Source organism: Streptomyces xanthochromogenes, assembly GCF_014650455.1.
In the GTDB taxonomy this organism is placed as follows: domain Bacteria; phylum Actinomycetota; class Actinomycetes; order Streptomycetales; family Streptomycetaceae; genus Streptomyces; species Streptomyces xanthochromogenes.
In genome coordinates this window covers 503296-517661 of sequence record NZ_BMUZ01000003.1, presented here as the reverse complement: position 1 = coordinate 517661, position 14366 = coordinate 503296, and the positions used below count along the sequence as shown (strand labels likewise).

Annotated in this window: 15 protein-coding genes; 9 read left to right on the top strand and 6 right to left on the bottom strand. The window is 72.1% G+C overall.

The genetic code is table 11. From position 1 onward, the window contains the following. The first annotated feature begins 8 nt into the window (after nt 1-8). Nucleotides 9-1259 (top strand): FAD-dependent monooxygenase, encoded by a 1251-nt coding sequence (locus IE267_RS09710; RefSeq protein ID WP_189762846.1) that lies wholly within the window; start codon nt 9-11, stop codon nt 1257-1259. A gap of 22 nt (nt 1260-1281) precedes the next feature. Here IE267_RS09710 and IE267_RS09705 read toward each other — a convergent pair whose 3' ends face one another. Next, entirely contained in the window at nt 1282-1725 is a 444-nt protein-coding gene (locus IE267_RS09705) for a MarR family winged helix-turn-helix transcriptional regulator (protein ID WP_161249664.1), read from the bottom strand. Between the two features lie 239 nt (nt 1726-1964). Here IE267_RS09705 and IE267_RS09700 point away from each other — a divergent pair, with 239 nt between their 5' ends. From IE267_RS09700 to IE267_RS09685, 4 genes are all read left to right on the top strand, one after another. After that, nucleotides 1965-3242, top strand: coding sequence for an FUSC family protein (locus IE267_RS09700; protein ID WP_189762845.1), 1278 nt, complete (start codon nt 1965-1967; stop codon nt 3240-3242). 184 nt (nt 3243-3426) lie between these two features. Beyond that, nucleotides 3427-4230 carry an alpha/beta fold hydrolase gene (locus tag IE267_RS09695; protein ID WP_189762844.1) on the top strand — a complete coding sequence of 268 codons (804 nt, stop codon included), beginning with the start codon at nt 3427-3429 and terminating at the stop codon, nt 4228-4230. After that, nucleotides 4230-5528 carry a PP2C family protein-serine/threonine phosphatase gene (locus IE267_RS09690; RefSeq protein WP_189763017.1) on the top strand — a complete coding sequence of 433 codons (1299 nt, stop codon included), beginning with the start codon at nt 4230-4232 and terminating at the stop codon, nt 5526-5528. The genes IE267_RS09695 and IE267_RS09690 overlap by 1 nt, the downstream gene beginning before the upstream one ends. Beyond that, a complete protein-coding gene (locus tag IE267_RS09685; protein WP_167160782.1) occupies nt 5525-5851 on the top strand; it encodes an STAS domain-containing protein in 327 nt (108 codons plus the stop codon). The genes IE267_RS09690 and IE267_RS09685 overlap by 4 nt, the downstream gene beginning before the upstream one ends. A gap of 5 nt (nt 5852-5856) precedes the next feature. Here the strand turns inward: IE267_RS09685 and IE267_RS09680 are convergent, their stop codons facing one another. From IE267_RS09680 to IE267_RS09665, 4 genes are all read right to left on the bottom strand, one after another. Continuing rightward, nucleotides 5857-7209 carry a geranylgeranyl reductase family protein gene (locus IE267_RS09680; RefSeq protein WP_167161769.1) on the bottom strand — a complete coding sequence of 451 codons (1353 nt, stop codon included), beginning with the start codon at nt 7207-7209 and terminating at the stop codon, nt 5857-5859. An 86-nt stretch (nt 7210-7295) separates the two neighbouring features. Next, nucleotides 7296-7478: a DUF6381 family protein gene (locus tag IE267_RS09675; RefSeq protein ID WP_229860906.1), complete on the bottom strand. Its 183-nt coding sequence runs from the start codon at nt 7476-7478 to the stop codon at nt 7296-7298. Between the two features lie 281 nt (nt 7479-7759). Continuing rightward, on the bottom strand, nt 7760-8563 hold the full coding sequence (locus IE267_RS09670; RefSeq protein ID WP_167160786.1) for a SigB/SigF/SigG family RNA polymerase sigma factor: 804 nt from the start codon (nt 8561-8563) through the stop codon (nt 7760-7762). Between the two features lie 363 nt (nt 8564-8926). Continuing rightward, nucleotides 8927-9901 (bottom strand): D-cysteine desulfhydrase family protein, encoded by a 975-nt coding sequence (locus IE267_RS09665; protein WP_189762843.1) that lies wholly within the window; start codon nt 9899-9901, stop codon nt 8927-8929. A 222-nt stretch (nt 9902-10123) separates the two neighbouring features. Here IE267_RS09665 and IE267_RS09660 point away from each other — a divergent pair, with 222 nt between their 5' ends. Together IE267_RS09660 and IE267_RS09655 are read left to right on the top strand one after the other, a co-directional pair. Then, nucleotides 10124-10621, top strand: coding sequence for an SRPBCC family protein (locus tag IE267_RS09660; RefSeq protein WP_167160790.1), 498 nt, complete (start codon nt 10124-10126; stop codon nt 10619-10621). Between the two features lie 144 nt (nt 10622-10765). After that, the gene (locus IE267_RS09655) at nt 10766-11341 is read left to right on the top strand and encodes a lytic transglycosylase domain-containing protein (protein ID WP_167160792.1); all 576 of its coding nucleotides are present in this window, start codon (nt 10766-10768) and stop codon (nt 11339-11341) included. Nucleotides 11342-11351: 10 nt separating this feature from the next. Here the strand turns inward: IE267_RS09655 and IE267_RS09650 are convergent, their stop codons facing one another. Further along, nucleotides 11352-11729, bottom strand: coding sequence for a DoxX family protein (locus tag IE267_RS09650; RefSeq protein WP_189762842.1), 378 nt, complete (start codon nt 11727-11729; stop codon nt 11352-11354). A 227-nt stretch (nt 11730-11956) separates the two neighbouring features. On the opposite strand from IE267_RS09650, the gene IE267_RS09645 reads away from it, so the two are divergent. Then, the gene (locus IE267_RS09645; protein WP_229860903.1) at nt 11957-12529 is read left to right on the top strand and encodes a hypothetical protein; all 573 of its coding nucleotides are present in this window, start codon (nt 11957-11959) and stop codon (nt 12527-12529) included. A gap of 232 nt (nt 12530-12761) precedes the next feature. Continuing rightward, a complete protein-coding gene (locus IE267_RS09640) occupies nt 12762-14366 on the top strand; it encodes an ABC-F family ATP-binding cassette domain-containing protein (protein WP_189762841.1) in 1605 nt (534 codons plus the stop codon).

The window sequence follows — 14366 nt, the reverse complement described above, 5'->3', positions numbered from 1 at the left end:
AGCGCGGCATGACGCCCAAATCCGGAACCACCTCACTGAAGGTCCTCGTCTGCGGCGGTGGAGTCGCAGGGGAGGCCCTGGCCCACTGGCTGGCGCGCGGCGGCCACCGGGTGACCGTCGTCGAACGCTTCCCGGCGCTGCGGGCCACCGGCGCCCAGGTCGACCTCCGGGGGCAGGGGATCGAAGCCGTGAAGCGCATGGGGCTGCTCGACGCCGTCAGGGGAAAGCTCGTGGACGAGCCGGGGGTCGCCCTCGTGGACGCCCGGGGAAGGGCGCGGGCCACGATCATGGCCAACACCTCGGGGCGGGGCCGGCAGTCCCTGACGTCCGAGTACGAGATCATGCGCGGCGATCTGGTGCGCATCCTGCACGAAGCGGCGAAGGAGGGCGTGGACCACGTCTTCGGGGTGAGCGTGGAGGGCTTCGAGCAGGACGACGACAAGGTCACCGCCCGGTTCTCCGACGGCTCGTCCGGCGAGTTCGACGTCTTGGTCGGCGCGGACGGACAGGGCTCGCGAATCCGCCGCGCCATCCTGCCGCCGGGCTCGCCCGACCCGTACCGGCGGATGGGCATCCACATGGCGTACTGGTTCGTTCCCCGCCTCGCGTCCGACGGCAGCATCCGGGACACCTACCTCGCCCCGCGCGGCCGGATGATCATGCGCAGGAGCCACAACCCGACCGAGACCCAGGCCTATTTCGTGCTGCGGGAGGAGTCGGCCGAAGCCTCGGCCGTCCATCGGGAACCGGTCGAACGGCAGAAGGAATTCTGGGCCGGCAGGTTCCGCGACGCGGGATGGCAGACCAGGCGGTTCCTCGACGCCATGAAGACGACGCAGAGCTTCTACTCGCAGGAGGTCGTCCAGGTGCGCACCGACACCTGGTCCCGGGGGCGCGTGGTGCTGCTCGGGGACGCGGCGCACTGCGCGTCGCCGTACAGCGGCATGGGCATATCCGGGGGACTGGTCGGCGCTTACGTCCTGGCCGGCGAGATCAACCGGAACGCCGAGGATCTGCCCACCGCCTTCGCCGCTTACGAAGCGGAGCTCCGGCCGTTCGTCGACGAGATCCAGGCCGGTGTGAAGCCCCGCCTCCTGCGCCTCGGCATGCCCGACACCCGGTTCGCGATCGGCGCCTTCCACTCCCTCACGGCCCTGGCGTGCCGCCTGCGCATCCCCGACCTCGTCGCGCGGTACGCGAAGGAGGACCGGGGCGGAGCGTGGCGGCTTCCGGAGAGCCCGACCGGTGACGGTGCCTGAGGATGTCGCCGTGAGTGGGTCCCTAGGCGAAGGGGCCCTCGACCGTGAAGCGGCGCAGGTGGTGGGCGAAGGCCTCGGCCTCGCCCGGCGGCCATGACGACAGGGCGGCCGTGATGTGGGCGGCGAGACGCCTGCGCAGTTCCGCTGTCGTGCGTTCTCCCTGATCGGTCAGCACCAGCAGATTCGCTCGCCGGTCGTTCGGGTCGGCTTCGCGCCGGACCAGGCCGGCGGCCTCCAGGCGTGAGGCGCGCCGGGTGACACCGGAGCGGTCGATCCCCACCTCGGGCGCCAGGTCGGCCGCGCTGCGCGGACCCGTGCGGGCCAGCGCGCTGAGCACCGGATACGTCACCTCGTCGAGCCCCTCGCCCATGCCCTCGGTGAGCCGCTTGTGCAGCTGCGCGCGCGTGGTGCGCCGCAGCAGAATGCCCAGCGCCTCCGCGATCTCGTGCCCCAGTTCGTTCTCCACCCCGCAACGATAGCGTGCGCACCGCACGCGTTTCGGGGGTGGTGGCGGCGCTCGTGTGCGGCATGGGTGTCCATCACACCGGGGCCGACGGAGCGCCGCCCCGTCTCGTCCGCATATCTGCGGTCATTTGGGTACGGGGAACGAGTCCAACGAGGTGGTCCAGCGCGGCGCCGGTGTGTGGACCTCCACGTCGTGGTCGTCCGCGGTGGACGGCGGGTGCGAGGACAGGGAACGGAACGTTGAGAGATCTGAGTCAGGCTGTCGTCCAGTGGAAGCAGTGGGCGGTATGGGAAGGCGCGGCCGTGGGCCGCTCGGCGCGGCGCGCCCTGAGCGGGCCCGGTCCCGAGCGGGACACCGCCGTCCAGGCGCTGAAGGCCGCCGCGGCGGCACTGATCGCCTGGGCCCTCGCCGGCTGGTGGTGGAAGGCACCGATGGCCATGCTCGCGCCCTGGACCGCGATCTTCCTGGTGCAGAGCACCGTCTACCGGTCACTGAAGTCGGCGCTGCAGCAGTTCGTGGTGGTCGTCATGGGCACGTTGCTGGCCGCCGGTGCCGGCGTCCTCACCGGCAACTCCATGCTGGCCATGATCATCGCCCTGCCGGTGGCGATGCTGTTCGGCTCGTACGCCCGGTTCGGCGCCCAGGGCCTCAACGCGCCGACCGCCGCTCTGTTCGTCCTCGTCTACGGCACGTACTCGGGCTTCGACATCCTGCACCGGTTCCTGGAGACACTCCTCGGCGCGGCCATCGGGCTCGCCGTCAACGCGCTCGTGCTGCCTCCCGTGCACTCCCGCAGTGTGCGCCACCTCCGCACCCACCTGCCGGCGGAAAGCGCCGCCCTGCTCCACGCGGTCGCCGACGGCCTCGGCGAGGACGGCCTCGCCCAGGAGGCCGCGCAGACCTGGCACGACCGGGCCTGGCGGCTCACCGACCGGGTCACCGAGCTGCGTACCGCCCGCAGCTGGTCGGACGAGAGCTTCCGCCTCAACCCCGGCCGGAAACTGCGCCGCTCCACCCCGCTGCCCCCGGCCGCCGACTGGGACTTCACCTGGGACCGGATCACCCACCACATCGAGGCGATCACCCGCACCCTGGCCGAGGCGGCGGGCGGATCGGGCCGCTCCGCCCTGCCCGACACGGCACCCCCGGTCGTCGCGGAGCTGCTGCGCGCGGCGGGAGACGTGTGCGAGCTCGACGACACACTGGAGGACTCCGACCTGGAAGGGGCGGACGCGGACGAGGCGACACGTCGGCGCAACAGCGACCGCCGGGCGGCCCTGCGGAGGGCTTACGCCGCCCAGAGCGAGCTGGGGTCCATGTTCCGCGCGCGCAGCGACGAGAACCTCGACCACTTCGCCGCCGTCACCGCGGACACGATCCGGCTGCTCAGCGACCTGTCGTCGGTCGCCGGACGCGAACCGGACGACGAGGCGGCCCGGAAGGAGGACGAGCAGGCGGAGCAGGAGGCAGCGGAGCAGGAGGCAGCGGGGCAGGACGCCCAGGAGCGGGACCAGTGAGCGGCCCGCGAAGAAGCCGGGGACGCCGGAGGCTGGCCGGACCCGGCCCGGGAGCGACAACCGGCGACAGGGCCCCTCGAAACGCGTCCTCGCTGCTCACAACGTGGTGTGAAGGTGGCGGGCGGGACGTGGAGCAATGGGAGGTGCGCGCCGTCGAGTGGACAGGGACTGACACACTCGGGGTATGGATATCGTCCGCAGGAACAACGTCACCGTCACCGGGAACCTCCAGGGGCCCACGGTGATCCTGGCGCACGGCTTCGGCTGCGACCAGAACATGTGGCGTTTGACGGTGCCGGCGCTGGCCGAGGACTACCGGGTCGTGCTGTTCGACTACGTGGGTGCCGGCCGCTCCGACTCGTCCGTCTTCTCGGAGCGGCGCTACGCCTCACTGCACGGCTACGCCCAGGACGTGGTGGACGTGTGCGAGGCGCTGGACCTGCGCGATGCCGCGTTCGTGGGACATTCGGTCAGCTCGATGATCGGAGTGCTCGCCGCCGCCATGGCTCCCCGCCGCATCGGCTCGCTGGTGATGGTCGCGCCCTCGCCCCGCTACATCGACGAGGACGGGTACCGGGGCGGGTTCAGCGCCGAGGACATCGAGGAGCTCCTCGCCTCCCTGGAGGCGAACTACCTCGGCTGGTCGGGAGCGATGGCACCGGTGATCATGGGCAACGAGGACCGGCCCGAACTCGGCGACGAACTGAAGCACAGCTTCTGCGCCACCGACCCCGAGATGGCACGCGTCTTCGCCCGGACCACCTTCCTGTCCGACTCCAGGGAGGAGCTGAAGAGCGTGCAGGTTCCCACCCTCGTCCTGGAGTGCACCCAGGACGCCATCGCACCCAGGGAAGTCGGGGCGTTCGTGCACCGGGCCATCGCCGGCTCGACGCTGATCACCCTCGACGCGACCGGGCACTGCCCCCACCTGTCGGCGCCCGAAGCCACCAACGCGGCGATCCTCGGCTTCCTGGCGGAGCGCAGATGATGGGCCGCACCGAGCAGCAGCCCGACCCGAACGATCCGGACCACTGCCACGACGGGCAGGCGTCGGACGCCGCGTTCGCCGCGTTGCTCGAGGACAGCGCGGACGACCTGTACGAGAGCGCGCCCTGCGGCTATCTCTCGACGCTGATGGACGGCACCATCGCGAAGGCCAACCGGACACTCCTCAACTGGCTCGGCCTGGAACGCGAAGCGGTGGTCGGCCGTATGCGTTTCGCCGACCTCCTGTCGGTGGGCGGCAGGCTCTACCACGAAACGCACTTCGCGCCGCTGCTGCGGATGCAGGGCGAGATCAACGGGATCGCCCTGGAAGTGAAGCGGGCCGACGGCGGCCGGATGCCGGTCCTCGTCTCCTCGGTGGTCAAGCACGGCAGCGCCGGCGACCCCCTGCTGATCCGCACCACGCTCTTCGACGCCCGTGACCGCAGGGCCTACGAGGAAGAACTCCTGCGCGGCCGACGGGCCGCCGAAGAAGCACGCCGACAGTCGGAGGCGGACCGTGCGCGGCTGCAGGACGCCCTCGCCGTACTCCAGCAGTCGCTCCTCCCGCACACCCTGCCGTCCGTACCCGGCGTGGAGACCGCCGCCTATTACCACACGGCCTCCGCGGACCGGCTCGGCGGCGACTTCTACGACGTCTTCCCGCTCGACGGCAAACGCTTCGCGTTCTTCCTCGGAGACGTCTGCGGAAAGGGGCCCCAGGCCGCCGCGGTCACCTCGCTGACCCGCTACACCCTGCGCGCCGCGGCCCTGCACGACCCCGACCCGGTCGCGGCCCTGACCACCCTCAACCACGTACTCCACGAGCGGTACACGGGTGGCGGCGACCCCCGCTACTGCACCGCCGTCTTCGGCACCTTCGAACCCGATCCCGCCACCGGCGCGATCGCCGTCCAGCTCGCTTCGGGCGGTCATCCTCCGGCGCTCGTCCTGCGCGCCGACGGCACGGCCGACTTCCTGCCCACCCCCGGCGGCCTGCTCATCGGCATCCTGCCCTCGGCGCCCTTCACCGCCGCCACCACCGTCCTGGCCCCCGGCGACACGCTCCTGCTCTACACCGACGGCCTCACCGAGGCCCGCACCGGCAAGGACCGCACCAGCCTGTACGGGGACGAAGCCCTGCTCGACTTCGCCGTCGAGCTGGCAGGGGAATCGCCGCACGCCGTGATCCAGGCGCTCACCGGGCTGCTCGACAGCTTCGGCGAAGGCCTCGACGACGACACCGCTCTGCTCGCCCTCGGCGTACCGCCCACCGACCCCGAGACGAGAAGCACGGAATGAGCCCGCTGAAGATCACCACCCGAGACGCCGCGACCGGTCCCGTCCTGGAGATCTTCGGCGCGCTCGACTACGCCCACGCGCCCGAACTGCGGCAACTGGTCAGCGTCACGCCCCTCCAGTCCGGCCAGTGCCTCGTCCTGGACCTGGGCGGCATGGACTTCTGCGACTCCAGCGGCATCAGCGCCCTGATCGCGGCACGCCACCACGCCCATGCGGCGGGCGCCGACATCGCGCTCGCCGCCGTACCGGTCAATACCCTGCGCGTGCTGCGCATCGTCGGCCTCGACCAGGTCTTCACGCTGCGACCCGACAGCGTGACCTGATCCCGTCACGACGGCGGAGCGCTGCGGGCCCGCGGCCGGGTGCGGGGCACGGCACGCATCAGTGCGTGCAGGACCCCGTCGATGGTGTCGCGGGGCGGCTCGTCGGCGACATGGGTGAGGAGCCGGGCCAGCGTCCGCAGCAGAGGTGGTGACGCCATGACCCGCGGGTGCAGCACGGGCCGGTAGCCGTAGCGGCCCAGCACGAGGTCACCGGCCAGGTTGCCGAGCCGGTAGTGGCGCCCCCACCGGCGATTGATCTCCGTCGGATACTGCCGCAGCGCGTGCTCCCGTCCCGGTCCGGCCGGCCGGGCCAGAGCGAGGGCGATGGTCTCGGCGGCGACTTCGGCGGCCTCCATCGCCTGGCCGATGCCCTCTCCGCTCCAGGGGCTGACCATCCCGGCGCTGTCCCCGACCAGCAACAGCCCGCGGTGGTACTGCGGATGCCGGTTGAAGCCCATGGGCAGAGCGGCACTGCGCAGCGGGGAGGCGGCGTTCTCCTCGGTCACGCCCCACTCCTCGGGGAGCCGGGGCAGCCAGCGGTCCAGGGTGGCGCGCAGATCGACCGCACCGTGACGGCGGTGGGGCAGGGCGCCGAGGCCCACGTTGATCCGGCCGTCGCCGAGCGGGAACACCCAGCCGTAGCCGGGCAGATCGCGGCCGGTCCTGCTGCACAGGAGGTCGGCCCACAGCTCCAGATAGGGGTCGTGGGACCGGTCCTCGCTGCGGTAGTACCGACGGGCGGCGGTCGCGATGGTGCGTTGGGGGTCGCGTTCGAGCCCCATCTGCAAGGCGGTTCGGGCCGAGGCGCCGTCGGCGGCGACCACGAGCGGAGCCCGGAAGCGGACGGGTTCCTTGTCGGGCCCCGCGACCGCGGTCACCCCGACGATCCGGCCCGCGCGGTCGGTCACCGGCGCGGTGACCCTGACCTCGGTGCGCAACCGTGCCCCGGCGGCGACCGCGTGGGCGGCGAGGAGGTCGTCGAAGTCCCGGCGGGTGCGGGTGAGACCGAAGTCCGGGCCGCTGCCGAGGCGGGGCCAGTCGATCTCGACCTGGCGGCCCTCGCACACCCAGCGCATGCCCCGATTGCGCATCCAGCCGGGGGCGTTGACGTCGATGCCCATGCGCACCAGCTGGTGCACACCTCGTGGCGTCAGTCCGTCCCCGCACACCTTGTCGCGGGGAAACCCGCTCTTTTCGAGGAGGAGGACGTCCACTCCGGCCCGGGCCAGATGGAGCGCGGCCGCCGAGCCCGCAGGACCCGCGCCGACCACCAGGACCTGGGCCTCCTCACCGCCGGGCCGGTCCGCCCGCCCAGGTTCTTCGGATCCGTCGGTCCCCGCACCATCGTCTCGTGTGATCACTCATCCACTATGGAGGATCGTCCGCGACCGCAGGGGGGAACCTCCGCACACCGGCGCGAGTACGCACGCGGACCGCAAGACCGTCAGACGGACGAGGCCCGGTCGGTGCCGGGGCGCTGCTCGCGCTGTTCCCCCTCCAGGCGCAGGGCCTTGTCGTGGAGGCGTTGGCGCAGTTCCGGGTCGAGGGCGCGTGCCGCGGCGGCACGCAGCGCGTTCACATGGACGCGCAGTTGCCGGGCGGATCGCTCGCGTACTTCGTCTGCCATGTTCACGGGGGAGTCCTCCAGAGACTTCGGGGGAGGGGCGGGGTGCACTCAGAGAAGCAGCGCGGCGCCCGCCGTGCACGCCGAGCGGCCTCGCGCTACGGCGTTCGTGCGGCAAGGCGGACGCCACCCCGTCCAGCGTGGCCGCGTACCGTCTTCTCTCCGCCCAGCGCGGCCGCGCGGGCAGGAGACGTCCACGCCAAGCGGCTGAACGCACTGCGCCACCGCACGCGGGGGCAACGCCCGGCCTCCGCTGGTGGCCGGCGGACGCGATGGCTCCGGGGTCAAGCGGCTTCGAGGTGTTCGGCGAGGGTCTGTTGGCGTACCCGCTTGCAGGCACGGGTGATCAGCCGTGAGATGTGCATCTGGGAGAGCCCCAGCTCCTCGGCGATCTGGTTCTGGGTCATCTCCTTGAAGAACCGCATGTAGAGGATCTGCGACTCGCGTTCCGGCAGCGCCCGCAGTGCGGGCTTGACGGCCTCGCGGTCGATGACGTGGTCGAACCCGGGCTCGGTGGTGCCGAGGCTGTCAGCCAGGGACGCCCCGGCCCCCTCCCCCTGGGCACCGCCGGATTCGGCTTCGAGGGAGAGGCTGCGGAACGACTCGATGGCCTCCATGCCGGCGCGGACCTCGTCCTCGTCGAGCCCGCACTGGGCGGCCAGTTCGGCGATGCTGGGCTCACCGGGCCGGCCGGCCTGGAGCTCGCTGCGCGCGATGCGTACCTTGTTGCGGAACTCCTGGACCCGGCGCGGAACATGGACCGCCCACAGGGAGTCACGGAAGTGCCGCTTGATCTCGCCGTTGATGGTCGGGATCGCATACGCCTCGAACGCGCCCCGCGCCGCCTCGTACCGGTCCACCGCTTTGATCAGACCCATCGCGGCGACCTGGTACAGGTCCTCGATCTCGGCGCCGCGGTTGCGGTACTTGACGGCCAGCCGAGCCGACATCGGGAGCCACTGGGCCACCAGCTCGTCGCGCAGCGCGTGGTACTCCGGGCCCTCGTCAAGGGAGTTGAGGCGGGCGAAGGCGGCTTCGGTGTCAGGGGCGTCGTCATGGCTCCGCGTGCGTGGAACGGCCGTGGTCATTCGTTGGGCTCCTGGACGTCAGGGGGCTGTAGGGACCGCCGCCGAACCTCAAACGTCCTGGTCGCATCCGGAGATGACACGCCCAGGACATACGGGTCCCACGGGCGTGCCTCCGGTCCGAAGCACACAGTTCGCCTGCCCTCGACTTCCCGGCCCAAACAGCCACCGCCGCCCCGCACCGCCGAATTGGCCCGAACGGACGAACCGGCCCGTCGCCGCCCGACGAGCACGTTCGCCGACGAGGGCGTGCCGACCGCGAGCGAATGCCGGCTGCGAGCGAATGCCCACCGTCAACGGGCGCCTCGCAAGAAGGGCCACCTGCTGAAGTTCCGGCGGACGGACCCGAGTTGACGATGCGTTCGATCAGCCGTGCGTACGCAGGAGCTGCTCGGCCCGGTGTGCCGCTTCCGCATGGCCGAACAGGCCCGGCAGGCCGCCGGTGTGGACCAGCACGGTGCGCTCTCCCGGGCGGATGTCGCCGTCGCGCACGGCGGCGATCAGACCGGCGGCCGCGCGGCCGGTGTAGACCGGGTCGAGGAGCACGCCCTCGGTCGCCGCGACCGTGGTGATGGCGTCGAGGACGGGTTCGTACAGCACCGCGTAGGCCTCGCCGACCTGGTCGGCGCGGACCCGCAGCGCCTCCACCGGCTGTTCCTCGTCGGTCAGTTCGCCGATGATCGAGGCGGCCGTTCGACCCGGATCCGGTAGGGCGCCGACATCGACGCCCAGGACGCGCCCGGGCCCGAGGGCGGCCACCAGCCCGGCCATGGTGGCGCCGGACCCGAGCGCGGTGACGACATGGCGTACGCCCGGCTGCTGGGCGAGGATCTCGGCGCCCGCCTCCAGGTAGCCCCGGGCGCCGAGCGCGCTGGAGCCGCCGAACGGCACGAGGTGGGGCCGGGCGCCCTGCCCGCGCAGCGCGGCGCACGTCTCCTGCGCCGCAGCGGTCAACTCGGCCGGTCCCGAGGCCTCTTCGGCCCAGGCGATGCGGGCGCCGAGGAGCGCGTCGAGCAGCAGGTTCCCCACGATCGAGGGCGAGCCCTTGGGGGCGGGCAGCACCAGAACCGCGTCGAGGCCGACGCGGGCGGCGGCGGCAGCGGTCAGCCGGGCGTGGTTGCTCTGGGGTCCGCCGGTCGTCACCAGGGTGTCGGCCCCGTGCCGCAAGGCGTCCGCCACCAGCCACTCCAGCTTGCGGACCTTGTTGCCGCCACCGCCGAGCCCCGTCAGATCGTCCCGCTTGATCCAGAGGTCGCCCGCCCGCAATCCGACCGCCTCGGCCAGTCGCGGTGCGGGCTCCATGGGCGTCGGCCACGTCGCCAGCGCGAACTTCTCCGGCATCCGCGTCTCCCTCATCAGGTCCGTATCGGGTCCATGGCTGTGCGCGACGGTGGATCGCGACGGAGCGATGTCCCGGCGCACGTGTCGGGCCACCCTTTCACAGGGGCAGGTGGCCCCGGTCCCACGCGTGACCGATGAGTTTCGCCAGCTGGAGCCGTCTGCACAGGGAGAGCACGCCCCCGTGTGCCCGAGGCAGGACCGAGCGAAATGAGACGAGTCGCCATGACGAAGAGCACGCATCCCGTGGCCCACGACAACGTGAGCGCCGACCTGACGGTTGCCGCAGCCGCCGCGACGGTGTTCGCCGTGCTGGCGGACCCGACGGCCCATGCGGCGATCGACGGCACCGGCTGGGTCCAGGAAGCCGTCGACCGTACCCCGCTGACCGAGGTGGGTCAGCTGTTCGCGATGGACATGTACCACCCCAACCACCCCGACGGGAACTATCAGGTCGTCAACAAGGTCCAGGTGCTCGAACCGCCGCGCGCCATCGGCTGGTTGACGGGGTCCCGCAAGGACGACGGCGAGCTGCAGTTCGGCGGCTGGACGTGGCGTTACGACCTGGTGCCGCTCGGCCCGTCCGAGACCGCGGTCACGCTCACCTACGACTGGTCCGCGGTGCCGGGCTCCGTCCGGGAGTACATCCAGTTCCCGCCGTTCGGCCCCGAGCACCTCGGCAACTCGCTCGACCACCTGGCCCAACTCGTCTCCGGCGGCTGACGGCACACCGGCCCGCGCAGCTCGCCGGACGGATGCGGCGTTGCGGCACGGGCCCGGGTTGAGGCCGGTTCGCGGGGGCAAACGGGGCCTGAGATGGTCGGTGTTCCGCCATGCGGGCGGGTCGTACGGAAAGGGCGGATCAGGATGGCCGAGTTGTCGCCGTCGGCGCCGGAGCAGGAGTCGACGAAATCGGAGCGCGGTGCCGCTCCGACACCACCGCTGCGGCCGGGCGCCTACGATCCGGCCGACTACGCCGAGTGCGTCGTACGCAGCGCCGCGGAGGCGGAGGTGTCGCCCCTGCTGGTGATGACCGTCCTGCACAACGAGGCGTACAAGCCGCACCATCCGCTGTGGGAGCGGCTGTGGCAGTGGTGGAAGCCGGGTGCGTCCTTCGGCGTGGCCAACATGCACAGCGCCACGTTCGAGCAGGTCCGGCGTTCGCACGGCCTGTCGGAGCGGTGGCAGGACCTCCGTGACGATCAGGCCTTCGCGATCCGGGCGGCGGCCCTGCACCTGCGGGACCTCGACCGAGCTCTTCCCGAGCGGCATGTGCGCCGCTACACGCGTGATGAGCTCCTCGCCCTGGGCTACAACGCGGGCGAGCGCAACATGCGCGCCTTCGCCCGTGGCGTTCCCGCCGGCCCCATGGCACGGTCGTACCTGCGTCGCTTCCGCGCCTACCGGGGCCGGGCCGAGGCCGCGCTGCGGAACGCCCGCTGAGCCGGGCCGTTCAGCGGGCTTCGGCCTTCCGTGCCACGCCGTACGCCCAGAGGACGAGCGGTACTTGCAGGGGGAGCCGAGCGATCGCCGCCGCTCGAAGGGCCGGGCCGCGGTCGCGCCAGTCGTAGGCCATCTTGACGTTGGCCGGAAGCACTCCCACGAAGAAGGCGGCGGCCGCGAGCGCCGCGGGCCGACGTGTCCTGGGCAGCGCGACGCCCGCGGCGAGCGCGAGTTCCGCCGCCGCGCTGGCGTAGGTCCACGTGCGCGGGCTGCCGGGCAGGGCGCGGGGCACCATCGAGTCGAAGAGGCCCGGGTTCGCCACGTGCGCGACGCTCGCTCCGGCGAGCAGTCCCGCCAGGAGCCGGTGTGAAGTCGGAGAGGGGGACACGAGGGTCTCCTTGGGAGAGTGGGGGCTTGAGTTACCCGACAGTAGCCCACGGGTGCGGGTCGTTCAGTGGAACGCGAGCAACCGTTGTCGGGCCGTCATGCCGGCTGCGGGCCCGTCGTGTTGGGCTTCCCTCGCCCTTCGCCCGGTGCGCTCGGAGTTCTGCCGAACGGTCCGGAAATGCGGGCCCCGCCGCGCGAGTTCACAGCGATCTCGGCCATACTGCGCCCGTGGAGCAGCGATCAGAACACCAGTACATGCCCCTGGGCGGCGCAGCGACGGACCCCGCGTACGTCCCCGGCCTCGTGCCGGCGCGTGCCGTTGCGCAGGCGGAGGAGCCCCTGGCCGACGAACCCGCCGGTGGTGACGCCGTACCCGACGTGGACGAGGGCGGCCGAGTCGCGGTGGCGACCCAAGCGGGCTCGGCCGAGGACGGGACGACGGATGCGACGAAAGCCGCGGCAGGGCCATCGGGCGCCGAGTCCGAACCCGATGCCGCATCGGACGCCGGGGCGGACGTGGATGACGGGCCCTCCTGCGAGATCTCCGACCGGCTGGGGTCGATCGTCGCCGGTCGCGGGGGTGTGCGGCTTCGTCTGATGGACGAAGAGGCCGACTTCCGGTGGGACGAGATCAGCGCGGTCGAGTACCGGACGCCGTGGTGGACCCGCCGGTTCGAGGTCGTCGTGTACACGCCGAACCACCGGCGCTTCTCGCACGACATCCAAGCATCGGACCGGGTCACCCTCAAGCAGTGGACCGAACAGCTCGACGCGGTGCTAGACGCGTACTTCGAGGACTGATCCGGGGACGCGGCAGACGACCCCGCCCGGGCGGACGGACGCGAGCCGCACGCGCGGCGGGCGACGCCGCAGCGGCCGAGGCAGCCATGGCCCGACCATGGATGCTGCCTCGGTCGCACGGGCCGCCGCGCGTCCGTTACCGTTGTGTCCATGTCTACGCCCCGAGTTTCCTAGCCAAGGACCCGCTTCCACGCCAGAAGTGTGTCCTTTTTGCTTTCTCGGAGCGTTTCCCATGATCACCGTTCGTGGTGTCGAGCTGCGCGCGGGCGCCCGCCTGCTGCTCTCCGACATCTCCTTCACCGTGTCCCCCGGCGACCGCATCGGCCTGGTCGGCCGCAACGGCGCGGGCAAGACCACCCTCATGACCGCCCTGGCCGGGCAGTCCCGTCCCGCCGATGGCACGATCACGCCGACCGGCCCCGTGGGTTTTCTGGCCCAGGACTCCCACGCCGCGGACCCCGCGATCACGGTCACCGGCCGCATCCTGTCCGCCCGCGGCCTCGACACCGCCCTGCGCGAGCTGCGCGCGGCCGAAGCGGCGATGGCCGAAGCGGCCTCGCCCGCCGCCGTCGAGCGGGCGATGAACACCTACGCCCGCGCCGAGACCGCCTTCCAGGCCGGTGGCGGGTACGGCGCCGAGGCAGAAGCCGCCCGCGTCGCGGCGGGCCTCGGCCTGCCGGACCGGGTGATGGGCGAGCCCGTCGGCAGCCTCTCCGGTGGCCAGAAGCGCCGCGTGGAGCTGGCGCGCATCCTGTTCGCCGGGCACGGCGGGACGCTGCTCCTGGACGAGCCCACGAACCACCTGGACGCGGACTCGGTGGCCTGGCTGCGCACCTTCCTCCAGGCGCACCAGGGCGGCCTGGTCGTGATCAGCCACGACACCGAGCTGCTCGCCGCCACCGTCAACCGGGTGTTCCACCTGGACGCCACCCGCGCGACGATCGACGTGCACAACACCGGGTGGACCGCCTACCTCGCGCAGCGGGACGCTGCCGAGAGGCGCCGCGAGCGGGAGCGCGCCAACGGGGAGCGCAAGGCCGCGAGCTTGCACGCCCAGGCGGACAGGATGAAGGCCCGCTCCGCTACCGCTGTGACGGCCAGGAGCATGGCGCGGCGCGCCGACCGGATGCTCGCGGAGCTGGAACCCGCGCGGCGCACGGAGAAGGTCGCACGCATCCGGCTGCCCGAACCGGCCCCGTGCGGGCGGATGCCGCTGGGCGCGGTCGGCCTGGACAAGTCCTACGGCGACCACCGGGTACTGGCCGGGGTCGACCTGGCGGTGGACCGTGGCAGCCGCCTGGTCGTCCTCGGCTTCAACGGCGCGGGGAAGACCACGCTGCTGCGTCTGCTCGCCGGGCGGGAGCGGCCCGATGCCGGACGCGTGGTCCACGGACACGGGCTGCGCCTGGGGTACTTCGCCCAGGAACACGACACCCTCGACCTCAACCGTACGGTCAGGGAGAACCTCTCCACGGCTGCCCCGAACCTCACCGACGGCGAGGCGCGGCGGGTACTCGGAGCGTTCCTGTTCACCGGGGAGGAGGCCGACAAGCGGGCCGGGGTCCTGTCCGGCGGGGAGAAGACCCGCCTGGCGCTGGCCTGCCTCGTCCACTCCGGGGCGAACGTGCTGCTCCTCGACGAACCGACCAACAACCTCGACCCCGCCTCCCGCGGTGAGGTCCTGGGCGCTCTCGACGCCTACCCGGGCGCCATCGTGATGGTCACGCACGACGCGGGCGCCGTCGACGCGCTGCGTCCCGAACGGGTCCTGCTCCTGCCGGATGCGGACGAGGACCTCTGGAGCGAGGACTACCGAGACCTGGTGTCCCTCGCCTGA

Coding starts and splice junctions, on each gene's coding strand:
- IE267_RS09640 (WP_189762841.1), top strand. CDS start 12,762: ATGATCACCGTTCGTGGTGTCGAGCTGCGCGCGGGCGCCCGCCTGCTG.
- IE267_RS09695 (WP_189762844.1), top strand. CDS start 3,427: ATGGATATCGTCCGCAGGAACAACGTCACCGTCACCGGGAACCTCCAG.
- IE267_RS09665 (WP_189762843.1), bottom strand. CDS start 9,901: ATGCCGGAGAAGTTCGCGCTGGCGACGTGGCCGACGCCCATGGAGCCC.
- IE267_RS09670 (WP_167160786.1), bottom strand. CDS start 8,563: ATGACCACGGCCGTTCCACGCACGCGGAGCCATGACGACGCCCCTGAC.
- IE267_RS09660 (WP_167160790.1), top strand. CDS start 10,124: ATGACGAAGAGCACGCATCCCGTGGCCCACGACAACGTGAGCGCCGAC.
- IE267_RS09710 (WP_189762846.1), top strand. CDS start 9: ATGACGCCCAAATCCGGAACCACCTCACTGAAGGTCCTCGTCTGCGGC.
- IE267_RS09675 (WP_229860906.1), bottom strand. CDS start 7,478: ATGGCAGACGAAGTACGCGAGCGATCCGCCCGGCAACTGCGCGTCCAT.
- IE267_RS09685 (WP_167160782.1), top strand. CDS start 5,525: ATGAGCCCGCTGAAGATCACCACCCGAGACGCCGCGACCGGTCCCGTC.
- IE267_RS09690 (WP_189763017.1), top strand. CDS start 4,230: ATGGGCCGCACCGAGCAGCAGCCCGACCCGAACGATCCGGACCACTGC.
- IE267_RS09655 (WP_167160792.1), top strand. CDS start 10,766: ATGGCCGAGTTGTCGCCGTCGGCGCCGGAGCAGGAGTCGACGAAATCG.